General features: G+C 59.8%; 16 protein-coding genes and 1 pseudogene. 14 read left to right on the forward strand and 3 right to left on the reverse strand.

Annotated features, from left to right (window positions below):
* Positions 1–17 precede the first annotated feature (17 nt).
* The 4 genes from MESCI_RS29195 (at position 18) to MESCI_RS29215 (ending at position 6115) form a co-directional block, all read left to right on the forward strand.
* Entirely contained in the window at positions 18–1880 is a 1863-nt protein-coding gene (locus tag MESCI_RS29195; RefSeq protein WP_013533516.1) for an ABC transporter ATP-binding protein, read from the forward strand.
* A complete protein-coding gene (locus tag MESCI_RS29200; RefSeq protein WP_013533517.1) occupies positions 1880–3778 on the forward strand; it encodes an ABC transporter ATP-binding protein in 1899 nt (632 codons plus the stop codon). The genes MESCI_RS29195 and MESCI_RS29200 overlap by 1 nt, the downstream gene beginning before the upstream one ends.
* 1462 nt (positions 3779–5240) lie before the next feature.
* Positions 5241–5597: a hypothetical protein gene (locus MESCI_RS32900; protein WP_245262923.1), complete on the forward strand. Its 357-nt coding sequence runs from the start codon at positions 5241–5243 to the stop codon at positions 5595–5597.
* The gene (locus tag MESCI_RS29215) at positions 5594–6115 is read left to right on the forward strand and encodes an Ntn hydrolase family protein (protein WP_013533520.1); all 522 of its coding nucleotides are present in this window, start codon (positions 5594–5596) and stop codon (positions 6113–6115) included. The genes MESCI_RS32900 and MESCI_RS29215 overlap by 4 nt, the downstream gene beginning before the upstream one ends.
* A gap of 535 nt (positions 6116–6650) precedes the next feature.
* Here MESCI_RS29215 and nifA read toward each other — a convergent pair.
* Positions 6651–8420 (reverse strand): nif-specific transcriptional activator NifA, encoded by a 1770-nt coding sequence (gene nifA / locus MESCI_RS29220; protein WP_013533522.1) that lies wholly within the window; start codon positions 8418–8420, stop codon positions 6651–6653.
* 1287 nt (positions 8421–9707) lie between these two features.
* Here nifA and MESCI_RS29225 point away from each other — a divergent pair.
* The 3 genes and pseudogenes from MESCI_RS29225 to MESCI_RS29235 form a co-directional block, all read left to right on the forward strand.
* Positions 9708–11114 (forward strand): annotated as a pseudogene (locus MESCI_RS29225) (dicarboxylate/amino acid:cation symporter); the annotation flags it as partial.
* A 181-nt stretch (positions 11115–11295) separates the two neighbouring features.
* Complete coding sequence (locus tag MESCI_RS29230) at positions 11296–12360, forward strand: LacI family DNA-binding transcriptional regulator (protein ID WP_015319223.1); 1065 nt, start codon at positions 11296–11298, stop codon at positions 12358–12360.
* A gap of 162 nt (positions 12361–12522) precedes the next feature.
* Positions 12523–13362 carry a TIM barrel protein gene (locus MESCI_RS29235; RefSeq protein ID WP_013533525.1) on the forward strand — a complete coding sequence of 280 codons (840 nt, stop codon included), beginning with the start codon at positions 12523–12525 and terminating at the stop codon, positions 13360–13362.
* 14 nt (positions 13363–13376) lie between these two features.
* On the opposite strand, the gene MESCI_RS29240 is transcribed toward MESCI_RS29235, so the two are convergent.
* Complete coding sequence (locus tag MESCI_RS29240; RefSeq protein WP_013533526.1) at positions 13377–14294, reverse strand: LysR family transcriptional regulator; 918 nt, start codon at positions 14292–14294, stop codon at positions 13377–13379.
* Between the two features lie 158 nt (positions 14295–14452).
* On the opposite strand from MESCI_RS29240, the gene MESCI_RS29245 reads away from it, so the two are divergent.
* The 5 genes from MESCI_RS29245 (at position 14453) to MESCI_RS32475 (ending at position 18323) form a co-directional block, all read left to right on the forward strand.
* Positions 14453–15043 carry a NodA family N-acyltransferase gene (locus tag MESCI_RS29245; RefSeq protein WP_013533527.1) on the forward strand — a complete coding sequence of 197 codons (591 nt, stop codon included), beginning with the start codon at positions 14453–14455 and terminating at the stop codon, positions 15041–15043.
* Between the two features lie 211 nt (positions 15044–15254).
* Positions 15255–15536, forward strand: a complete 282-nt coding sequence (locus tag MESCI_RS29250; protein ID WP_013533528.1) for an acyl carrier protein — start codon at positions 15255–15257, stop codon at positions 15534–15536.
* Positions 15537–16745, forward strand: coding sequence for a beta-ketoacyl-[acyl-carrier-protein] synthase family protein (locus MESCI_RS29255; RefSeq protein ID WP_013533529.1), 1209 nt, complete (start codon positions 15537–15539; stop codon positions 16743–16745).
* 246 nt (positions 16746–16991) lie between these two features.
* On the forward strand, positions 16992–17729 hold the full coding sequence (gene fabG, locus MESCI_RS29260; protein WP_013533530.1) for a 3-oxoacyl-[acyl-carrier-protein] reductase: 738 nt from the start codon (positions 16992–16994) through the stop codon (positions 17727–17729).
* A gap of 234 nt (positions 17730–17963) precedes the next feature.
* The gene (locus MESCI_RS32475) at positions 17964–18323 is read left to right on the forward strand and encodes a hypothetical protein (protein WP_172832180.1); all 360 of its coding nucleotides are present in this window, start codon (positions 17964–17966) and stop codon (positions 18321–18323) included.
* Between the two features lie 132 nt (positions 18324–18455).
* Here MESCI_RS32475 and MESCI_RS29270 read toward each other — a convergent pair whose 3' ends face one another.
* On the reverse strand, positions 18456–19439 hold the full coding sequence (locus tag MESCI_RS29270) for a LysR family transcriptional regulator (RefSeq protein WP_013533532.1): 984 nt from the start codon (positions 19437–19439) through the stop codon (positions 18456–18458).
* A 298-nt stretch (positions 19440–19737) separates the two neighbouring features.
* Here MESCI_RS29270 and MESCI_RS29275 point away from each other — a divergent pair, with 298 nt between their 5' ends.
* A complete protein-coding gene (locus tag MESCI_RS29275; RefSeq protein ID WP_013533533.1) occupies positions 19738–20328 on the forward strand; it encodes a NodA family N-acyltransferase in 591 nt (196 codons plus the stop codon).
* Positions 20325–20966, forward strand: a complete 642-nt coding sequence (gene nodB / locus MESCI_RS29280) for a chitooligosaccharide deacetylase NodB (protein ID WP_013533534.1) — start codon at positions 20325–20327, stop codon at positions 20964–20966. Before MESCI_RS29275 ends, nodB begins: the two co-directional genes overlap by 4 nt.
* Positions 20967–20978 lie beyond the last annotated feature (12 nt).

The raw sequence follows: 20978 nt of genomic DNA on the forward strand, positions 1-20978 counted from the left end.
TCAGTTAGGGACACACTGTGAGCAGTGATGCTGTTGGCACGACCTCTCTCAAATCGTCCGCGCATGTGAAAGCTGCCGGGTGGGGCCGGGGCTTGAGCACGCTGCTGCGCATCACGCGCATGAATCTGAGGCATCCGGGCCAAGCCGCGCTTGCGATCGGGTCGACAATCGCAGCCGTAATCCTGCAGGTGCTCATTCCTCAGCTTCTCGGCGACGCTATCGACCAGACCAAGGTAGTCCTCGGGGGCGGTGCCACGGGGGCGGCTGCAGAACAAGCGCTCTGGGTTCCGGCTCTCCTGCTGCTCGCCGCGAGTACGCTACGCGGCCTTTTCACGATGGCGCAAAACTATTTTGCCGAGGCCGTCGGACATCACGTCGCGTACGAACTGCGGCTGGCTTTTTACGACAAGGTCCAGCGCCTCAGCTTTTCCTTTCACGACCGGGTGCATTCAGGCGACCTGATCACCCTCGGCATCCTCGATCTCGATGGTGTGCGGATGTATTTTTCCACCGCCCTGGTTCGCTTGCTTCTGCTCACCATGCTGATCGGGATCGGCGGCTACAGGATGATCTCAACCGACACGCTGCTCGGTCTCATGGCGCTGAGCTTCGTGCCTTTCGTAGCCTGGCGATCGTCGATCACGCAGGTCAAGCTACGCGCCATCTGGCTCAACCTGCAGGAGCGGCTCTCCGTCCTCGGCCGTGTGATGGAGGAAAATCTCGCGGGTATCCGCGTTGTCCGGGCCTTTTCGGCACAGGCCTACGAGATGGCAAAGTTCGACCGCGCGTCGAAAACCGCGCTCGAAGTCGCTCACCAGCAGGTTGACGTGTACGTGCCAAATACGTCGGCAATGACCCTGGCCTTCTTTCTCGCCATGGGGTTGGTCCTCTGGCTCGGTTGCAACAAGGTCATTGTCGGGCAGATCAGCGTTGGGACGCTCACCATGTTCCTGGCCTTCATGACGATCCTGCAAATGCCCGTCCGGCAGATTGGCCTGATGGTCAACGGCTTCGCCCGCGCTTATACTTGCGGTTCGCGCCTCTTCGGTCTGCTCGATCAGGACAATACGATCAGGGATGTCCCCACCGCCCGACCACTTGAGATCGGTGAAGGCACTCTGCGCTTCGACAATGTCTCGTTTGCATATCCCGGCACCGGAAACCGGGCCGTTCTGGAGAATGTCACTTTTTGTGCCCGTCGGGGCGAGACGATCGCGATCGTGGGTCCGCCGGGTTCGGGCAAATCGACAATCGCTCACCTGATCCCCCGCTTTTACGACGTCACTGGGGGCGCCATCATGCTTGACGGGCAGGACATCCGTGGGGTCACCCTCGCCACGCTTCGCAAGGCGGTCGCTGTCGTACAGCAGGATGCATTCCTGTTCACTACCACGATCGAGAACAACATCGCTTATGGCGACCCTTGGGCAAAGGAACAGCGGATCGAGCGCGCTAGCGAATCCGCCCAGTTGCACAACTACATCCTGGACCTCCCCGCAGGTTACAAGACGGTCGTCGGCGAACGCGGCACTTCTCTGTCTGGGGGCCAGCGGCAGCGCCTCACCATAGCTCGCACCATGATGTTACGTCCATCAGTCGTCATTTTCGACGACTCAACGGCCGCGATCGACGCCGCCACCGAACAGCGCATTCGCCTGGCGATACGGCGTTTCGCCAAGGATAGGGTGACGATCATCATCGCCCACCGGCTAAGTTCGCTCAAGCACGCCGACCGGATCCTGTTTGTCGACAACGGCAAGATCGTGGAACGTGGTACCCATCAAGAGCTTTTGGCCAAGCAAGGACGCTACAAGGCCCTTCATGATCTGCAGTTGCGCCCGGGAGATGACATTGTGACGAAGTATAGAGGCGCGCCCTGATGGCCCAGGAGCACGCCAGCGAAATCGAAATCGAACCCAATGACGGCGGCAGACGTCCCCCGCGCGCGGTCGTTGGTTCCCATCGCGCCGAGGAGGAGATATTCGGCCGGGCCTTTGACCAAAAGATCATTCGGCGCATCTGGGCCTTCGTTCGTCCCTACCGGGCCACGGCAGCCATCTCCGTCGCCGCATTGCTGATTTTCACTGGCACGCAGCTTCTCATCCCGCTGATCATCCGCTACGCGATCAACGAGGCCATAACCCCGGCAGGCGTTGATCGCTACGCCCTGCTTGAGGCCGCCGGCGCGTTTGCGCTCGCCATTCTGGTTAATTTCGGCGCCGCTTACGCACAGGAAGCCGTGATCGGGAAAATGGCCGGAAACGTCCTCTTCGACATCCGCCGCGCCATGTTTGCGCATCTGCAGATGGTATCGCTCTCCTTCATGGACAAGACCGAGATCGGACGCCTGATGTCCCGCCTCCAAGGCGACGTCAACTCTATCCAGGAATTCCTCGAAAGCTCAATCTACTCTGTAGGCGACATAACGCTTCTCTTCGGCATCATTGTCGTTATGCTGTGCGTCAACTTCAGGCTCGGCCTTCTGACGCTCTCTGTCTTGCCGGTCCTGTTGATTATCCGCATCGTCTGGCTGCCGCGTGCTCGCGACGCCTTCACTGCTGCACAAGACACCAATTCAGTTGTTAACGGCGCGTTGGCCGAAGCCATTCACGGCGTGCGCACCGTTCAGTCCATGGACCGCCAGCAGGTAAACTTCGCATTGTATGACGACAAGGCACATGCTGACCTCACAACCCACCTGATCGCTGCCAGGTATACACAGATAATGGTGCCGATCGTGGATGGCCTCACGGGCCTCGCCATGGCTGTCGTAATTGTGGTCGGCGGCTCCATGAATGGTCGCATCGAAGTAGGAACGTTGGTTGCCTACATATTCTATATCCAACGCTTCTTTGACCCAATTCGCTCACTTACCCTGCAATATTCGGTCATGCAGAGAGCGATGGCCTCCGGCAAGCGCCTGACCGATGTGCTCGACGTCAAGGTCGAAATCCAGGACAAACGGGATGCGAGTGTCCTTTTGCCGGAAATGGCCTGCTCAGTCGAGTTCAGGGACGTCACGTTCGGCTACGACCCCAAAGATCCGGTGCTGAAGAATGTCTCCTTCGAGGTCAATCCCGGCGAGACGGTCGCCTTGGTCGGGCCGACTGGCTCTGGTAAATCCAGCGCGATGGCCCTCGTCCACCGCTTCTATGATGTTCAGCAAGGTCAAGTGCTGGTCGGCGGACATGATGTGCGCGATCTCACACAGGAATCGCTCGGCAACCAGATCGCTATGGTGCTGCAGGAGCCGTTTCTGTTCACCGGAACGGTTTTCGAGAACATCCGCTACGGCAACACGGAAGTCTCGCGCGAGAAGGTGATTGAGGCCGCCAAGGTGGTCGGAGCCCACGACTTCATCATGAACCTTCCCGACACGTACCAGACTCAACTCGGCGAACGCGGCGGCAATCTTTCTCTCGGCCAGCGTCAGCTTGTCAGTTTCGCCCGCGCTCTCGTCGCCGACGCCAAGATCCTTGTTCTTGACGAGGCCACCGCCAGCATCGACAGCTACACGGAAATGCTGATCCAGAAGGCACTCGGAAAGCTCCTTGAAGGCCGTACCGCGCTTGTCATCGCTCACCGTCTCGCAACAATCCGGGGTGCCGATCGCATCATCGTGCTTCAGAACGGCCAGGTTATTGAGACCGGCAACCATGACAAGCTGATGGCTTTGGGCGGGCTCTATTCCAAACTATACAATCTGAACTACTCGTCATTCGACGACATTCCCGATGAGGAGGCCGATCCGACTGGACAAGCCGCCTCGCGTACCTGATGCATGCATCGCCGGCAGTATCCGCTTTAGGCGCGTCGGCGAACGCCGCGGATGAAGCGGGCAGAGAAAACCGCTCGCACTCAAGGAAGCCAACTGCGTGACGGCCGTATGATGAGCGGGATAACCCTGTCCGTTGCCAATCAGACGAACGCTGCCTGGCCTCCAGCAAGCCCTGGACAAGAGGCCGTGCGAACGAGACCGATCAGAAAACGGCGGCAACCATTGGCTCCAAGCGTTGAAGAAACGCTGATAGACCTGACGCAGGTGCCATAAGCCCCGACGGGTGGGCAATTGTCCAGCGGATGATGTTTGATCTGCGGTCACTTCAGGTTTTTCCCCGGTAGCATACTGTCCCGCAACAGGCGTGTAGCTCTGGTCTAGGCAAACCGGCTGCCGCGCGCCGAGCGTGTGGCGCGTGGCATCGACGGTCCACGCCACCTCTTCCTGTTCCACACCAAGGCTCGCAAAAATCGTATCAACTCACCCATCGACCCGACATTCGTTTCCAACAGTTAGCCTAAGCCCCAGAAAAGAAAGTGCCTAAACCAAGAGGTTTGTCGCGGACCCGACAATCCCCACACTCCGTGTCGGACGGCGATCATAAACGCTATCGTACTCGGATACCGGAAAAGTGGGGCAGCGAGTGGGACGCGATTGAGCACGAGACCGCTGGAGGCCATTCGGATAGTCGGTTCGGATGCCATTGATCCCGCGGATCCGGCGCCCAGCCGTCTGGTGCAATGCACCTCCCCGCTGTTTGTGGGACGCATCAATCGACGAACCCGCGACCAGTCTACGTTCGCGCCAGCCGCGTTCCAGTAGCCGCGTCGCTCAACCATCATTGCCGAAGCTGGCCGTCTTCGACGTGTTCATCGCCAGTTTCTAAGTTCTGCCTGCTGGACACTCGACACAGCCGTCAGGCCAATATCGAGGCCAGCCCGCCTTTTCCAAGTTCGGCGACGACAGGCTACGTCTCACCCGGACGAGGCCGGCAAGTCTGCAGGCGTCAGTGTGAGAACTCATTCTTCGGGCATAGTTCGAGCACTCCTTCGCAAGAGATCGCGACACCAGCAGACGCACGTGTTGTGCAGCATTGGCGAATGCGGTCCGACTACCGGCCTTTCGTTAAGGGCGGGGCGTTCCCGACCATGGCAGGAGCACCAATTGCGCAATCCCCTCGCCTTTTTCCTCTCGAGTGCCACAGATGCGATCGCTCCGTCTCGCCGGCGTCTCCATCTAAATGCTGGGCGCGAGCTGACGATCTCGCGCAAGCAGGCCCTCGCTTTTCCGGCCGATCCCGACGCCTACCTCAACGGAAAGCCGCTATGTGCTCGATGATACCTCAGCGCTACGAATACGAGACCTTCGGGGCACAGCATCATCCCTCGCGGAACGTGGCCACGGCGCTCAGGCCTACGCCAGCAAGGGCCAACTCAGATAGCAACCCAGAGACGAAAACCACGTGAACCTGCACACGCTACAGCCGGCGACGACTGCGCAATCGACAAATGACCTGCACGCCCGGCATTTTGCTGTTGTCGGCGCTCTCCTTGGCACGAGGATTGCTCTGACCGTCACCGAACTAGCCAGGAATTCGAAACCGTTAACAGGAGCAAAGATGGATACCGCACAATTGGACCGGGAGATCCACAAGATCGCCAACCAATGCGTGAGCGAGGCCAGGGCAGTCGTCACGAAACGAGGTTTCCAGCCCCAGGAACTAACCGCGAAAACCGTCGCTGCCGGCGTCGACACTGTCGAGATCGTACGCTCGGCCGACGCGGCCATGAGCAAGGTTGACGAGGGGACGTGGCTGTGACGACGATCGCCTACAAACACGGCGTAATGGCCGCCGACAGCCGTGCCTACGGCGCCGGCCTGGGATCAATCGGCTCCAAGCTCAAAATCCGCCGTCTTCCGGATGGACGCCTGATTGGCGCAACGACTCCCCAGGTTGGCGCCGGTGAGGCCATTCTGGACTGGTACGCCGCTGGCGCTGACGTTCACAACACGCCAGAGGGTGTAAAAGGCTCCAACGTCGGTCTGCTGGTCGTTCATCCCGACGGGCGCGCTCAGGTGGCGTCTGGCGCCTGGACACTGACCGGCATGCTCGAAAGCCCCTATTTTGTTATCGGCAGCGGCTCCCATTACGCGGAGGCCATTCTCGAATCCGGCGGGACCTCACAGCAGGCTGTAGAGATCGCCTGCAAGTTCGATTGGTGCTCCGGGCTCCCGGTCGTGTCCCTGATGCACGGAGCGCCCTGCCCTTCCCCGCGCCACCCCAGGCGGGCCAAGTGGCTGTCGTGGGTCGGCAGGAGGTTCAAGATTACGGGCTAGCTATCGTCGCAGCTGCCGGCCGTGACAATAGGATGAAGGGAGTTTGATGGGGTACAAACCGACGCGGCACAAGCCGCGCGAGGCAGCCCTGATCCGCTGGATCATCAACGGGTTCGGGACCCAGCGCCGGCGCCGCTGGTAGCGATCGCGCTGCTGGCGACGTCGGCCATCCAGTTCGCCGGCGTACCGGTCTCAGTCGTGGCGCTATTGTTCTAGCGCCAGCTTAGGAATCTTTCAGTTAATTGTACACCAAAAACGATAACGAGCGCACAGAGCTCATGTCGGGTGGTAGCACCGGTTCCTCGTTCTATTTTGCTTTACATAACGGCCGCCTGTCGTTGGGGCCAACTAGGTCGAAACAGCTTAAAATTGGCCTCCTGCCCGCCAATCTCATTGCTAGGTAGCAAAGCGTCATCTCGGGTGAGGCCCCATGTTCTTGCCTGGGTCGATCGAATCGAAATGGCGATGCGGGGACCCCACATCGCTCGTCTCAAGGCGCCAAAGCACCAAGGCTTCATCTGGTTCGGTTGACTCTTCACAGACGCTTGATCTCAATGCCGTATTTCCTCAGCGTGTAGCCTATCTGGCGCGGCGTCAGTCCAAGCAGGCGTGCCGCCTTTGCCTGGACCCAGCCACATCTTTCCATGGCCGCGATGACAGCTTCAGCACCGGTCGTTCTCGTACCGTTCAAGTGAGCTATCCTGCTCAGTGGCGGCTCCCCTGTGGTCTCAGGCGGGACTGCGACGGAGGGAGACGTACCGGCAGCAGCCGGCGTTATGGCCGCACCCCCTGGCGCCGGCAACATCGGCCGCGATTGCAGCGCCAGGCTGTCGGATCTGACTTTATGCAGCGCCGCTGCGAAGCATTGGCCTTGGCAGCATGCAAAGTCGCCTCTCCCTATCGATGCACCCATCGCCAGAACCGCTGTCCGATACACGCAGTTTTGGAGCTCGCGAATGTTGCCGGGAAAATCACAGTTCATCAGCACTTCAACCGCACCGGGATCGAGGGTCATCGTAACGCCGTTCTCATCATTGAAATTTTTGAGAAACTCGGCTGCGAGGAGCGGAATATCACTGCGCCTTTCGCGCAGCGCCGGCACCCGCACCGCAAACACATTGATGCGGTAATAGAGGTCCTCCCGGAACTCATTTCTGGCAACTGCCTCTTCCAGGTTCTTGTTCGTGGCAGCGATGATCCGAACATCGACTTTGACGGTCTGGTTGCCGCCGACGCGCTCGAACTCCTGCTCCTGCAGCACACGCAAGAGCTTTGCCTGGAACGATGGCGAGATCTCGCCGATCTCGTCCAGGAACAGCGTCCCTTTGTCGGCGAGCTCAAAGCGCCCCTTGCGCGAGTTGAACGCGCTTGTGAAAGCGCCCTTCTCGTGACCGAACAATTCGGATTCCAGGACTGTCTCGGATAACGCAGCGCAATTGAGCTTGATGAAGGGGCGTTTGGCGCGCGGCGACAAATCATGGAGGGCCTTGGCGACCTTCTCCTTCCCGGTACCCGACTCGCCTCGCAACAGAACCGCAATCTTGAGCTTGGCTACGACCTGGATATTCTCAATCAGATCGCGAAACGGCAAACTGTCGCCAATCATCCCCTCGATGTGAATCTTGTTCCGCTGCCGCGCCGGTTGGTTCTGCTTTGGCTGCAGGTCGTGCTGGGCCATGGGTTGCTGGCGACCGCCCCCTAGGGAGCGACGAAACTTGACTGTCTGACCTACCAAGTTAGCGATTTGGTTGAGCAGATAGAGGTTGTGATCGAGCCAAGCTCTTGGGTCTTCGCCCAGTACGTGGTCGATGGTCAGTGTGCCCACGACATCCGCATCGACGCGAATGGGAACGCCGATGAAGGACACTGCTGCGTTGTTGGAGACCCCGAGCACGTCCGTGTCGGCGGCGGTGAAAGCCGAATGAAAGGCGATGTTCTCGGTGACCAGGGGCGTGCCCGCCCTCATAATCTGGTCGATCGCCTTCCGCGGCACACGGCGGCTCTCGCTCGAGCCGGCGCCGAAGATTTCCAGTTCGCCATGACTGTTGAAGAGAGAGATGATGCCGTGCCGCATCGGCAGAAACGATCGCAGAATATCTATGACCTTTGTCAACGTGACATCGAGCGCGGAGGGGGCGGCAAGTGCTGTAGTAAATATTTCCACTACGCCGGCAAGCTCGCTCTCACGTGACGGCAGAGTAGCGGATTCCACATCGTCCCTTTTGGCGTCGTGAAGCGATGGGCAGCATGACGGCGTCTGCTCAGCACTTTCTTCAGATTGGCGATTGTTGTCATGATTTAGCATGTCATCCTCCATTCCGGGCCGCGACAGCAACGCCGCGCCATGTGGGCCTGCGACGTCGCCGGGCGTAGAGGCCCTCGTCAAATGGCATCGGCGCCCCAGCCACCGTTGGCCGGGACCGGCATGAGTCTTCGCCCCGTAGGCCGCCGCAGATTGGCGCACTTGCTCGCGCGTCGGAGCCACGAGTGCTTGGGACGTCGATAGAAACAATCGTGACGCGGGGTTGGCGGCAGCACGCCGGAGTTCCGCAGGAGGCATAAGACGAAAAGTAGGTTTCGGTTTTTGGCTTCGTCAGGGCCCGATGAAAGGCAGGCGCGAAAAATGCGGGAGGCGATGCTCGATGCATGGCTGGACTATCCTTACTGAATCGGGGCGCTCTACAGGCTCTTTCCGGTGGCCACCACTGCTGCTCGGAACGAGATGGGCAGTCAACAGCTGCTCGGAACGAGGTGGCCAATCAACCGAACTTCCTTGCATTTCTGATAGGTTGAGAGAGGCTATGATAGAATCCATCATTCAGATTCTTGCCAGGAGATCGATTCGGAACGGCAAAGATGTTTGCCCCGGCGTGTCGAGGGTGCCTGGCGCGCTGAGCGAGCCGACGCATTTGCGTCGCTTCTATCGCCGGCAATCGCTGCCGACGTCCTCCTGGCTCGCTGAGTTGATCGCGACAATCGTTCATTCCTCGCTATTTGATGCCATTCCCACGAGAGCAGGCGGCGCGTGCCGTGGCGCGAAGTTGTCGTCGTGCGGGGCTTCAGTGTTCGTGCTGCAAAGCATCTCCTCAATCACCCGGTTGCGCCAGGACCCGCGGGATCAATCGGTCTGCCGACGGCCCCTTCGAGACGCTCTGCTTCGGCGGGAGCGCGGCAGAGCACGCTCGCGTAGGTGATCCTCCACTCCGGTGCGCGGTCGGTCACAAATACGACAACGAAGCGGGGACATCGGGGCGCCAGAGACACAACCGGCGGCCGCTCTGCCAGGCAAAGCAATTACTGCACGGCGCCCTGTCAATCCTCTTTCTTCTACCGGACCGTATTGCTTCGACCCGGCACAATTCCGAGCCTAAGTGCGGGATTTCGCCCAGGATGAAGGCAGCCAGTGCGGAAACCCGCACAAACGTCAGGGACACCGGTTGACCGAGCGTCTGAACCTGCACGATTGGGCGCGGGATTTCCACTTGGCACGACGCTTGCAGCCGAGACGACAGCAGCGCTCGACCGGAGCGCCGCGATGGGAGAAGCGCGGGAAGGGAGGCGGCCCACCCCGATCCGGTCAGGGAGAGAAAAGCTGTTGGCTCCACCGATTCGAAGCGCCGGTCCCCCAGCCCGCAAGGCCTTCTACGCCCAACTGTACGTGCAGGTGCTTACCGCCATCGCCCTCGGTGTCGCAGTCGGCTATTTGTATCCGGGCACCGGAGAGGCTCTGAAGCCGCTGGGCGATGCTTTCATCAAGCTCGTGAAGATGATTATCGCACCTGTGATCTTTCTAACCGTAACGACCGGCATTGCGGGCATGAACGATCTCAAGAAGGTCGGCCGGGTCGCCGGCAAGGCGATGATCTATTTCCTCACCTTCTCGAGCCTCGCATTGATGGTCGGTCTCGTTGTCGCCAATGTCGTTCAACCCGGCTCTGGCCTCGATATCGATCCGGCCTCGCTCGATGGCCAGGCCGTGCAGGGCTATGTGGCCAAGGTCCACGATCAGTCGGTGACCGGCTTCCTCATGAACATCATCCCGTCAACTATCGTTGGTGCCTTCGCCGAAGGCAACATCCTGCAGGTCCTGTTCTTCTCGATTCTGTTCGGCAGCGCTCTGGCGATGGCCGGAGACACCGGGAAGCCTGTGCTTTCCTTGCTTCAAGCGCTCCTCGCGCCGGTGTTCAAGCTGGTCGGCATCCTGATGCAGGCCGCGCCCGTCGGCGCTTTCGGCGCCATGGCCTTCACAATCGGCAAATATGGCATCGGTTCAGTGGTCAACCTCGCCATGCTGGTCGCGACGTTCTATTTCACCGCATTCGTCTTCGTGTTCGGGATTCTCGGCGCGGTTTGCCGATACAACGGTTTCTCAATCTTTTCTCTCGTGCGATACATCAAGGAAGAGCTGCTGCTGGTCCTGGCAACGTCCTCCTCGGAGGCTGCGCTGCCCTCGCTCATGGAGAAAATGGAGAAGGCAGGCGCCAAGCGTTCCGTCGTGGGTCTCGTCATCCCGACGGGATATTCCTTCAATCTGGACGGTACCAATATCTATATGACGCTTGCCGCCCTCTTCATCGCCCAGGCAACGAACACGCATTTGTCGGTTGCCGATCAGATTCTCCTGTTGGTCGTCGCGATGCTTTCCTCGAAGGGTGCCGCAGGTATTACGGGGGCTGGCTTCGTCACGTTGGCCGCCACGCTTTCCGTAATACCAACTGTTCCCGTTGCTGGGATGGCTCTGATCCTTGGTGTGGACCGCTTCATGTCCGAATGCCGAGCGCTGACGAATGTAGTGGGTAACGCGGTGGCTGCGCTCGTCGTCGCCCGCTGGGAAGGCGAATTGGACGAAGCGCGCATGAAAGCCGCCTTCTGCGGGAGCTTGCCGAGAGATTAAACCGGCCACCCCGCCCCAGCAAGATTGCTGCAGCGCGACCAATCAAGTCGCCGCGCTGTCATCAGCACGAAAGAATCGGCTCGCGGCTCTAAACAGCGCGTCGCGAGACACAAGATCAGAAGCGCCAATGCGGTGAATCAAGAAACATGGATGCCTTACGCAAACGAAACCGAGAGCGACGAATGCTCGGTTGCTCCTTGAGCGCTGTTCATTGGATAGGTTGCCGATCGTGGAGCATGTCGAAATCTTCATGTTGCCGCCCGGAACCGTCGCCGGGACAGGGCCGATGACACAGGGACAGCCGATCAGAATTGGCGCGACGGCCAAGCGCCCCACAATTGCCGATCTCGCCCGCGAAGCCGGAGTGAGCGTAGCAACGGTCGATCGCGTCCTGAACGATCGTCTTCCGGTGCGGGAGCGGACCGCGCGGCTGGTCCATGAAGCCGCCCACGCGATCGGCTATCATGCGGCGGGTCTCATCAAACAGCGCTTGCAACGGGACCTGCCGCAGTACCGGCTAGGCTTCATCCTGAGAAAGCCGGCCCAGCATTTCTACCAAGATTTCGCGCGCGAGGTCAAAGCAGCGGTTACTTCGGCCGAGACCTTCTATGGCATTCCGGTTATCGAATTCGCGCCTTCGCATTCGCCCGGGGAGCTGGCGGCTAGCCTCAAGAATCTTGGTAGGCGCTGTCACGCGATCGGCATGGTGGCGCCAGACCACCCTAAGATCACGGCGGCAGTCGAGGAGCTCAAGGCAAAAGGCATCCCGGTTTTCTCGCTGCTTTCTGACTTCGCCGCTGGCGTGCGCGAGGGCTACGTAGGTCTCAACAACCACCGGGTCGGGCGCACGGCAGCTTGGATGTTCTCCAAAGCCGCTAAACGGCCTGGCAAAGTGGCGGTGTTTGTCGGCAGCCACCGTTTCCAGAGTCATGAGCTGCGGGAAAGCGGCTTCCGTTCCTATTTCCGAGAGAACGAGCCAGCATTCGAGGTGCTCGATACGCTCTTGAACTTTGAGAAACGACAGATCACTTACGAGGCGCTACTGCATCTTATGCAGCGGGAACCTGAGCTCGTCGGGTTCTACGTGGCCGGCGGTGGCATGGAGGGTGCCATCTCCGCGCTCCGGGACGAGTGCAACGGTCAGGATCTCGTCGTGATCGTGAATGAAATCACGCCGGAGTCACGGGCGGCTCTCGCGGATGACATCGTCACGATGGCGCTCGCCACACCACTGCGCCGACTTTGCCATGAGCTGATGCTGCTGATGGACCGCGCCCTCAAGAACGGCACGGCGGAGACATCGGGCCAGACATTTCTGCCGTTCGATATCTATGTGCCGGAGAATATCTGAATGATGTGATTCCATCAGTGCGTGCTAATTTCCTATCATAAATGCAAGAATCGCTCGATTGACTAGCCTGCTCTAATCAGCTTTGTGCATCCGCCTGCGGTGGGGCGCGCGGAGAAGCCAGACAAGACTGGCGCCGCACTTGTTGAAGGAAAAGCCAAGCCCATGCGCCAGGTATCTCCCCGCTTTGCGCTGCAAGACATGGCGGCGCCTTCTGTCGACGTCAGTGCCATTTTCGCAATTGCGCGTGATCAGGGCCTGACCGATGTTCAAATCCGTGACCATCGTTTCAGCAATCCTGTTGCACGCGCCATTCCGGCTGCTGAGGTCCGCTCGGCCGCTACCGAAGCCGGCGTCACGATAATTTCGATGAACGCTTTGCAGCGCTTCGACGACTGGACTGCCACCCGCCGGGCGGAGGCGAGCAAGCTGGCCGACTACGCTGCGGCCTGCGGGGCCAAGACGGTCGTGCTGGTGCCAGTCAACCACGGCTCGCGCGCCAGCGCTGGCGAGCGCCATGACGGTCTCCGCCTCGCTCTAAACGCGCTCAAGCCGATCCTCCAATCGCGCGGGCTTATCGGCCTGATTGAGCCGCTGGGCTTTCGAACCTGCTCGCTCCGATCAAAGAGGGAAGCGGTCGAGGCCATTGCCGCGGTTGACGGCCAGACCGTGTTTCGCCTGATGCACGATACGTTCCACCACACGCTCGCCGGCGAGACCTCCTTGTTTGGCGAGCTTACCGGACTCGCGCACATTTCAGGCGTGAACGACCCGATGTTCTGGATTTACCCGGATCGCCTTCCTGGAGGTTCTGACAATGCCAGTCAGATCCAGGCGCTGCTTGATCATGGTTATGCGGGACCCTTCTCGTTCGAACTGGTAGAGGAAGTGTGCACGATGGACGAGCTCGCTGGCGCGCTTGCCGCCAGTATTGCTTTCATCCAGCGCGTGCTGTCGACGCGAAAGCAGTTGGTCGAAGAGGTAGAAAGCGAAATGGACGTGTAAAGCCTTGCGTGTTGTCACAGCGGAACAGCCATGCGAGCTGCCTCCTGTATCATTACCTCGCGCATCCAGACGCTTGCCGGATCGGTATTATGGAGTGCTGGCCATTGGACCGCTTCGGTGAAAGCAGGAAGCGGCAGCGGAAGTTCCACAATCTGAAGGGGGAAGGTTTTTTCGAAGTACTTAACCAGCCGGAAGGGCATGGTCGCAATACGAGCCGTGCCGGACACCATGGGTGGGATCATGCTGAAGCCCTGCACGGCCACCTCGACACGTCTTTTAAGACCATGCTCGAGTAAGAACCATTCCTCGACGGACGGCATCAGCGAACGTCCGAACCTGACCGAGACGTGCCTCATCGACAGGTATCTCTCGAATGTAAGCTGCCGTCTCAGCTGCCTGTTCGTGGGACAGCCGACGCATACGAGCCTCTCGTCGAACAAGGCCACGCTCGAATGCGCGCTCGACGTGAACAAATCTGGAAGAACTACAAAATCGACGTCGCCGCGCCCGAGGAGCTCATCGGGGCTATCGTTGACAGGCAGCAATTCGAAACTGACGGCGGGGGCTTCCCGGGCAACACGTTCCACGACTTTCTCAAAAAAAACGAGCGTGGCGAAATCGGAAATAGTGATCCTGAAGCGACGATCGGATCGAGCCGGGTCAAACGGATCGGAAGAAATAATCGTACGTTGGATGTGCAGCAGAGCGTCGCGGACTGCGGGGCCAAGTGCTGCCGCACGTGACGTCAGAATACGTTCGCGGCCGTTCATGCTGAACAGTTCATCGCCGAAAAAATCGCGCAGTCGGGCGACGGCCGCACTCATCGCCGGCTGACTGAGATTGATCCGGCGTGCCGCCGCCGAGAGATTGCGCTCGGCCAGCAATGCGTCCAGCACGACGAGAAGATTGAGATCAAGCCCCCTGAAACGCATTTCTGCGGCTATCCATCGAGTGGATACCTTCCATCGAAACAAACGATTTTATCATTGTGCTGAAATCTCGCATGGACAAACACCTGACGCACCGATCACCCGCTGCCTCTATGCCGTGATGAGCGTCTTAAGGACAACCCGAAAGGAGAAATTCTTCCATGCGCTCTGCCGTGCAGTGGAGGTTATGCTGGGAAAATAACTTGCAAGTGGCCGACCATGTCGAGCTCTCCGATTTCTTCCGAAAGACCTATGGACGAAACGGGGCCTTCGGCGCAAAGCCATTCGAAGGTAGCCGCAGTTGGGCCGGCGCAAGACCCGAACTCCGCCTTATTGCCAGCGACCCTGAGGGCGTAGCGGCACACATCGGCATACTGCGCCGCTTCATCAAGGTTGGCGACGTCGATGTTCTTGTGGCTGAGTTGGGCCTGTATGGCGTTCGTCAGGATCTTGAGAAGCTTGGAATCAGCTTTTCTATGCGCGCCGTATATCCCGTCCTGCAGCAGATGGGGGTTCCCTTCGGTTTCGGCACGGTTCGGCACGCCATGCGGAATCATGTTGAGAGGTACTGCAGAGAGGGCATAGCCACCATTGTGCCAGGCGTCCGGGTCCGTTCGAGCCGCGCAAATGTGCATCACGACCTGCCGTCCACGCGCCTGGATGACGTGCTCGTGTTGGTATCGCCAATTGGACGCTCGATGGACGAATGGCCTTCCGGCACGCTGATCGACCGCAACGGTCCGGAGCTGTGAACTTCGGGGCTGCATATCCGTCCCGAGTGGCTACGGCCTCCCAGCAACATTCTTCGCCATCGCAGCCTGCGCCGCAGGCCAGCCGGACTTATCCGGCTCTATGGGCGTTAAGCTTCTTCAGTTGCAGAAGTTTAATGGCTGGTTCCCCGACGCGCGGCTCAAGGAGTTATGTCGCGCACGTAAAAAACAAGCTGAAATGGAAAGAAACAAAATGTCTGATCAACTTATAACGGAAGTCATTGAGATAATCAGGAAGCGCATCGAATCGGAGAACGCCGAGGGAACGACTGCAGCATCCGTCGGCGAAATAACCACTGCGACGGAAGTGACTTCGCTCGGGATCGATTCACTGGGGTTGGCGGACGTGCTCTGGGACCTCGAGCAGGCGTACGGCATCAAGATCGAGATGAACTCGGCCGATGCGTGGTCTGATCTCCAAACTGTCGGGGACATGGTGGAAGCCATCCGCGGCTTGCTCAACAAGGCGGCTTGAATGGATCGCCGGGTCGTCATCACTGGACTAGGCGGGCTGTGCGGGCTGGGCACCGATGTCGGCTCCATCTGGAAAGGCATGCGCGAGGGCCGATCGGCCATCGGTCCGATTATCAATGCACAGCTTCACGGGCTGGAGGGCGCGATCGGCGCCGAGATCAAGACGCTGCCTGAGCACGACATTGAGCCCCGGCAGCTGCTCTCCATGGGACGTTTCAGCCTGCTTGCCGTGCTTGCAGCACGCGAAGCCATGCGACAGTCCGGACTCTCCTGCGATGAAGGCAATGCCCATCGCTTTGGCGCAATAGTGGGTGCCGGCTTCGGCGGCTACGATGCGACCGAGAAAGGCTACCGCGACGTCCTTTTGGGGGGAGCGTCCCGCGTTGAACTGTTCTCGGGAGTAAAGGCGATGCCGAGCGCGGCTGCGTGCCAGGTCAGCATGAGCCTCGGCCTTCGCGGGCCGGTCTTCGCCGTCACCACCGCCTGTGCATCGGGCAATCATGCGATTGCCTCGGCCGTAGACCAGATCAAGTATGGCCGAGCCGACGTGATGCTTGCGGGAGGCAGCGACGCGGCGTTCGTGTACATGATGATGAAGGCATGGGAAGCCATGCGCGTGCTCGCTCCGGACACTTGCCGGCCCTTCTCCGCGGACCGGAAGGGAGTGGTGCTGGGCGAAGGTGCGGGCATGGCCGTACTGGAAAGCTATGAGCATGCTACCGCCCGGGGTGCAACGATTCTTGCCGAGGTCGCGGGCATCGGTCTGTCTGCCGATGCCTCCCACATCGCCGCGCCGGCAGTTCACGGGCCGGAAGGCGCGATGCGCGCCTGCCTTGCCGATGCGAAACTGAATCCAGAGGACGTCGAGTACCTGAACGCGCACGGCACCGGCACCAAGGCCAACGATCAAATCGAAACGGCGGCGATCAAGCGAGTCTTCGGTGAGCATGCTCATTCGATGTCCGTCTCTTCCACCAAATCCACCCACGGTCACTGCCTAGGTGCAGCCAGCGCGATTGAAATGATCGCCTGTGTGATGGCGATTCAGGAGGGCGTGGTACCTCCGACCGCCAACTATCGCGAGCCAGACCCCGATTGCGATCTCGATGTCACGCCCAACGTGCCGCGCGAGCGTAAGGTGCGTGTGGCCATGAGCAACGCGTTTGCCATGGGGGGCACGAACGCAGTTCTAGCGTTCAAGCACGTATAGTGAGCGTCCATGTCGCCGCAAAGTCCTTCCGCGCGCCTTGCTGGACAGTCTGAACGCTCTCCCAGTGTCCACCAGTCAGCTCCAGGTGGTCAGATCGGTCGAGCCGCGTCTGGTCGTGCGGCCGATGCCGCCGCAACCCAATTGGTGCGTGAACTCACCAAGGCCGTTTGGCCAGGAAGCCAACCATCGAGCCGTTCCGGAAAAGGCGAAACCGAATTCGCCGGCCTGAAGAGAAGAGGACAAGATATGTTCGAACTGACCGGCCGCAAGGCGCTCGTCACCGGGGCATCGGGAGGCATCGGCGAGGCGATCGCCAGGATACTGCATGCGCAGGGCGCCATTGTTGGCCTGCATGGTACGCGCATCGAGAAGCTGGAGACGCTGGCCGCCGAGCTTGGGGACAGGGTCAAGCTGTTTCCGGCCAACCTTTCGAACCGCGACGAGGTCAAGGCGCTTGGCCAGAAGGCGGAGGCCGATCTCGAAGGGGTTGACATCCTGGTCAACAATGCCGGCATCACCAAGGACGGCCTGTTCGTGCGCATGTCGGACACAGACTGGGATACGGTGATGGAAGTGAACCTGACCGCAGTGTTCAGGCTGACCCGGGAACTGACCCACCCGATGATGCGCCGCCGCCATGGCCGCATCATCAACATCACTTCAGTTTCGGGTATCACCGGTAATTCGGGCCAGACCAACTACTCAGCTTCCAAGGCCGGCATGATCGGTTTCTCCAAATCGCTGGCGCAGGAGATCGCCACCCGCAACATCACGGTCAACTGCGTCGCCCCCGGTTACATCAAATCAGCGATGACCGACAAGCTCAACGACAAGCAGAAAGAGGCGATTATGGCAGCGATCCCGACCCGGCGCATGGGCACCAGCGCTGAAGTCGCGTCCGCGGTCGCCTACCTCGCCTCCAACGAAGCCGCCTACGTCACCGGCCAGACCGTCCACGTCAATGGCGGCATGGCCATGATCTGAGCACGGGGTAACCGGAGCCTACCTTGTCGTAGGCATCGCGCGACAGGCCTCACCGCCGGGGTTTGCAGGGCAAGTGCTGCTGCATGCGGATCAAACGTCTGCGGCGCTTGTCGTAGACGGTTTATCCCGCAGCCGGGCCACGGCTGCACTCATGGCCGGGCGAATGAGTTTGATACGCGTGCCGCGGCAGCGCAACAGGGACTCAAAGCCAGGCCACAGGCCTTTCCGGTCGGCATGGCGACCAAGATCCTTGCGCTCACCGATCCGCTCGGCACTTGTGTGCTTCGTCCCCCCTGTCAGGAGGCCGCTTCGATACGGGGTTTCGCCCGTCCATCGAGGGCGTCGCCTTCGGCGATCCGACGCCGACAAGGGTTCAACATCAACACCATCATTGCCGATCTGAACGACCGCGTCGCCAGGATCGTAATCCAGCACGATCCGAGGCGCGCCTTGCCGCCTCCTCTCGATCTGGAAGCGTCTGATCGAGAACTTCTTCTGCACCCAAGCGTATGCCAGGACAACTCCAACCAGAGCTTCGAAGCGAGCATCGACCGCAACCGCGGCATAACCCACCATGGGGCTCAGCAAACCTAGACCAAGGCCAGCCAAGCTGCGAATCCGGATGAGGTACCGACCCAAGACATGCACTTCGAGCTCCGCTCCTCGCTTCGGGCGTCTCACAGTCTGCAAGCGCAACACCTGCCGATCAGCTGACGATCCGTCGCCTCAGGCAACATGAGTGTGGGCGGTAACGGCCGACACAAGTCCAGGAGCGCTGGGGGCCTCTCGTGGATTCGCAGGAGTAGCAAGCCGGGATGCTTCCTGCACCATTATCTCCCGCATCCAGATGCTGGCCGGATCGCTGTTGTGGTTGGCCAGCCATTGGACGGCTTCGGTGAAAACGGGAAGCGGCAGTGGAAGTTCGACGACCTTAAGGGGGAACGTTCTTTCGAAGTGCTTAACCAGCCGGAGGGGCACGGACGAAATACGAGCTGTGCCGGACACCATTGGCGGCACCATGCTGAAGCCCTGCACCTCGACTTCGACACGTCTTTTTAGGCCGTGCTCGAGCAAGAACAGTTCCTCGATAGAGGGCTTGCGCCAACGTCCGAACCTGACGCAGACGTGCCTCATCGACAGGTATCTCTCAAATGTAAGCTGCCGTGGCAGCTGCTTGTTGGCGGCACAACCCACGCATACCAGCTTCTCATCGAAAAGCGCCACGCTTGGATGCGCGCCCGACATGAACATATCCGGAAGAATTACAAAGTCGATGTCGCCGCGCCGGAGGAGCTCGTCCGGGTTGTCATCGAGTGGCAGCAATTCGAACGTGACGGCGGGGGCTTCACGAGCGACACGCTCCACGACTTTTTCAAAAAAAACGAGCGTGGCGAAATCGGAAATAATGATCCTGAAGCGTCGATCGGATCGAGACGGGTCAAACGGATCCGAAGAAATAATCGAGGACTGGATACGCAGGAGAGCGTCGCGGACTGCGGGGGCAAGTGCAATCGCTCGTGAGGTCAGGATGCGCTCTCGACCGTTCATACTGAACAGTTCATCACCGAAAAAGTCGCGCAGCCGGGCGACAGCCGCACTCATGGCCGGCTGGCTTAGGTTTATGCGGCGTGCCGCCGCCGAGAGATTGCGCTCGGCCAGCAATGCGTCCAGCACAACGAGAAGGTTGAGATCAAGCCCCTTGAAACGCATGCCTGCGGCCATCCATAGAGTGGATACCTTTCATCGAAACAAACGATTTTACCAGTTTTGCGGAACGTCGCATAGGGACCTCACAAGAGATGTAAGCAAGCCCTAAAGGAACTTGATGCTTGCGTGGGTGCCGGACAGCATTTCTGGCGTACGCCTTCCGGTGTCGACCGGATCGCATGTCCAGTGCGGCTAAAGTTCACCGTGACCTGCGAAAGCCATATCGCGCCGGCTCGACGCGACAAGCTCCCCGTCATTACGCGCTTACCTCAGGAAAACAGGAACGGACAGAGGTCTTTCCATGCGCTCTGAAGTGCAGTGGAGGTTGTGTTGGGAAAACGAGTTGCAACGGCATGAGCATGTCGAGCTCTCAGACTTCTTGCACAAAACCTATGGAGGGACTGGCACCTTCTCCGCAATGCGATTCGAAGGCGGGCGGAGTTGGTTCGGCGCGAGGCCAGAGCTCCGAGCAATTGGTAGGGACACGCACGGTGTAGCGGCACATCTCGGTCTACTGCGCCGTTTCATCAAAGTTGGCGCAATCGACGTGCTGGTGGCCGAACTCGGATTGTACGGGGTGCGTCGGGATCTTGAGGGCCTCGGCATCAGCTTGTCCCTGCGCAGTCTGTATCCGGCGCTGCAGCAGATGGGCGTTCCATTCGCTTTCGGCACGGTTCGGCACGAAATGCGAAATCACATCCAGAGGCTCTGCAAGGTGGGGCTTGGGAAGATTGTGCCGGACGTTCGCATCCGCTCAACCTTGGCAGACATGCATCCCGACCTGCCGCCCACGCGCTTGGAGGACGATCTCGTCTTTGTCTCGCCGATTGGGCGGTCGATTGACGAGTGGCCGTCCGGCACCTTCATCGAGCGGAACGGTCCGGAGCTATGAAACATCTGGACTGCATATGTGAAATGTCCAGTCACTGCGCAGACGGCACCCAAGAGCGCAGCGTCTATCTCACGTTTGACGACGGTCCCGATCCCGTTTGGACACCGGAGGTCCTCGACGTGCTGGCGCAACACCGGACACCGGCGACATTCTTCCTGATCGGTGACGCGGCTGTAGACCGGCCGGAGCTTGTCCGGCGAATTATTGCGGATGGGCATGAAGTGGCCAATCACACGATGACTCATCGGGATCTGTCCAGATGCGAACCCGGCGAAGTTGAACGTGAAATAGTTGAGGCGAACAGCGCCATCAGGATGGCGTGCCCGCAAGCTGCGGTGCGGTACTTTCGTGCGCCCTATGGGAGCTGGACCAAAGAAGCTCTCAAAGCCTCGGCGAGCACTGGATTGGCACCCCTGCATTGGTCAGTCGATCCGCGAGACTGGGCTCGCCCCGGAGCGGACTTGATTGTCGATGCAGTTCTCGCCGGGGTCCGCCCGGGCGCGATTGTGCTCCTTCACGACGGGTGTGAGTGCTCTCGAAGCGATCCGCGCGACCAGACCGTTGTGGCGCTGTCCCGCCTGATCCCAGCGCTCCACGACCGCGGATTCACAGTCCGACCCCTTCCTCAACATCATTGAACAAACGAGATC

It is taken from the genome of Mesorhizobium ciceri biovar biserrulae WSM1271 (genome assembly GCF_000185905.1).
Classification (GTDB): Bacteria; Pseudomonadota; Alphaproteobacteria; order Rhizobiales; family Rhizobiaceae; genus Mesorhizobium; species Mesorhizobium ciceri.

What these genes read in the sequence shown, in the direction of transcription:
- nifA (WP_013533522.1), bottom strand. Translation starts at nt 8,420, where the DNA reads ATGCTAAATCATGACAACAATCGCCAATCTGAAGAAAGTGCTGAGCAG.
- nodB (WP_013533534.1), top strand. Translation starts at nt 20,325, where the DNA reads ATGAAACATCTGGACTGCATATGTGAAATGTCCAGTCACTGCGCAGAC.
- MESCI_RS29245 (WP_013533527.1), top strand. Translation starts at nt 14,453, where the DNA reads ATGCGCTCTGCCGTGCAGTGGAGGTTATGCTGGGAAAATAACTTGCAA.
- fabG (WP_013533530.1), top strand. Translation starts at nt 16,992, where the DNA reads ATGTTCGAACTGACCGGCCGCAAGGCGCTCGTCACCGGGGCATCGGGA.
- MESCI_RS29275 (WP_013533533.1), top strand. Translation starts at nt 19,738, where the DNA reads ATGCGCTCTGAAGTGCAGTGGAGGTTGTGTTGGGAAAACGAGTTGCAA.
- MESCI_RS29255 (WP_013533529.1), top strand. Translation starts at nt 15,537, where the DNA reads ATGGATCGCCGGGTCGTCATCACTGGACTAGGCGGGCTGTGCGGGCTG.
- MESCI_RS32475 (WP_172832180.1), top strand. Translation starts at nt 17,964, where the DNA reads ATGGCGACCAAGATCCTTGCGCTCACCGATCCGCTCGGCACTTGTGTG.
- MESCI_RS29235 (WP_013533525.1), top strand. Translation starts at nt 12,523, where the DNA reads ATGCGCCAGGTATCTCCCCGCTTTGCGCTGCAAGACATGGCGGCGCCT.
- MESCI_RS29200 (WP_013533517.1), top strand. Translation starts at nt 1,880, where the DNA reads ATGGCCCAGGAGCACGCCAGCGAAATCGAAATCGAACCCAATGACGGC.
- MESCI_RS29230 (WP_015319223.1), top strand. Translation starts at nt 11,296, where the DNA reads ATGACACAGGGACAGCCGATCAGAATTGGCGCGACGGCCAAGCGCCCC.
- MESCI_RS29250 (WP_013533528.1), top strand. Translation starts at nt 15,255, where the DNA reads ATGTCTGATCAACTTATAACGGAAGTCATTGAGATAATCAGGAAGCGC.
- MESCI_RS29240 (WP_013533526.1), bottom strand. Translation starts at nt 14,294, where the DNA reads ATGCGTTTCAGGGGGCTTGATCTCAATCTTCTCGTCGTGCTGGACGCA.
- MESCI_RS29270 (WP_013533532.1), bottom strand. Translation starts at nt 19,439, where the DNA reads ATGCGTTTCAAGGGGCTTGATCTCAACCTTCTCGTTGTGCTGGACGCA.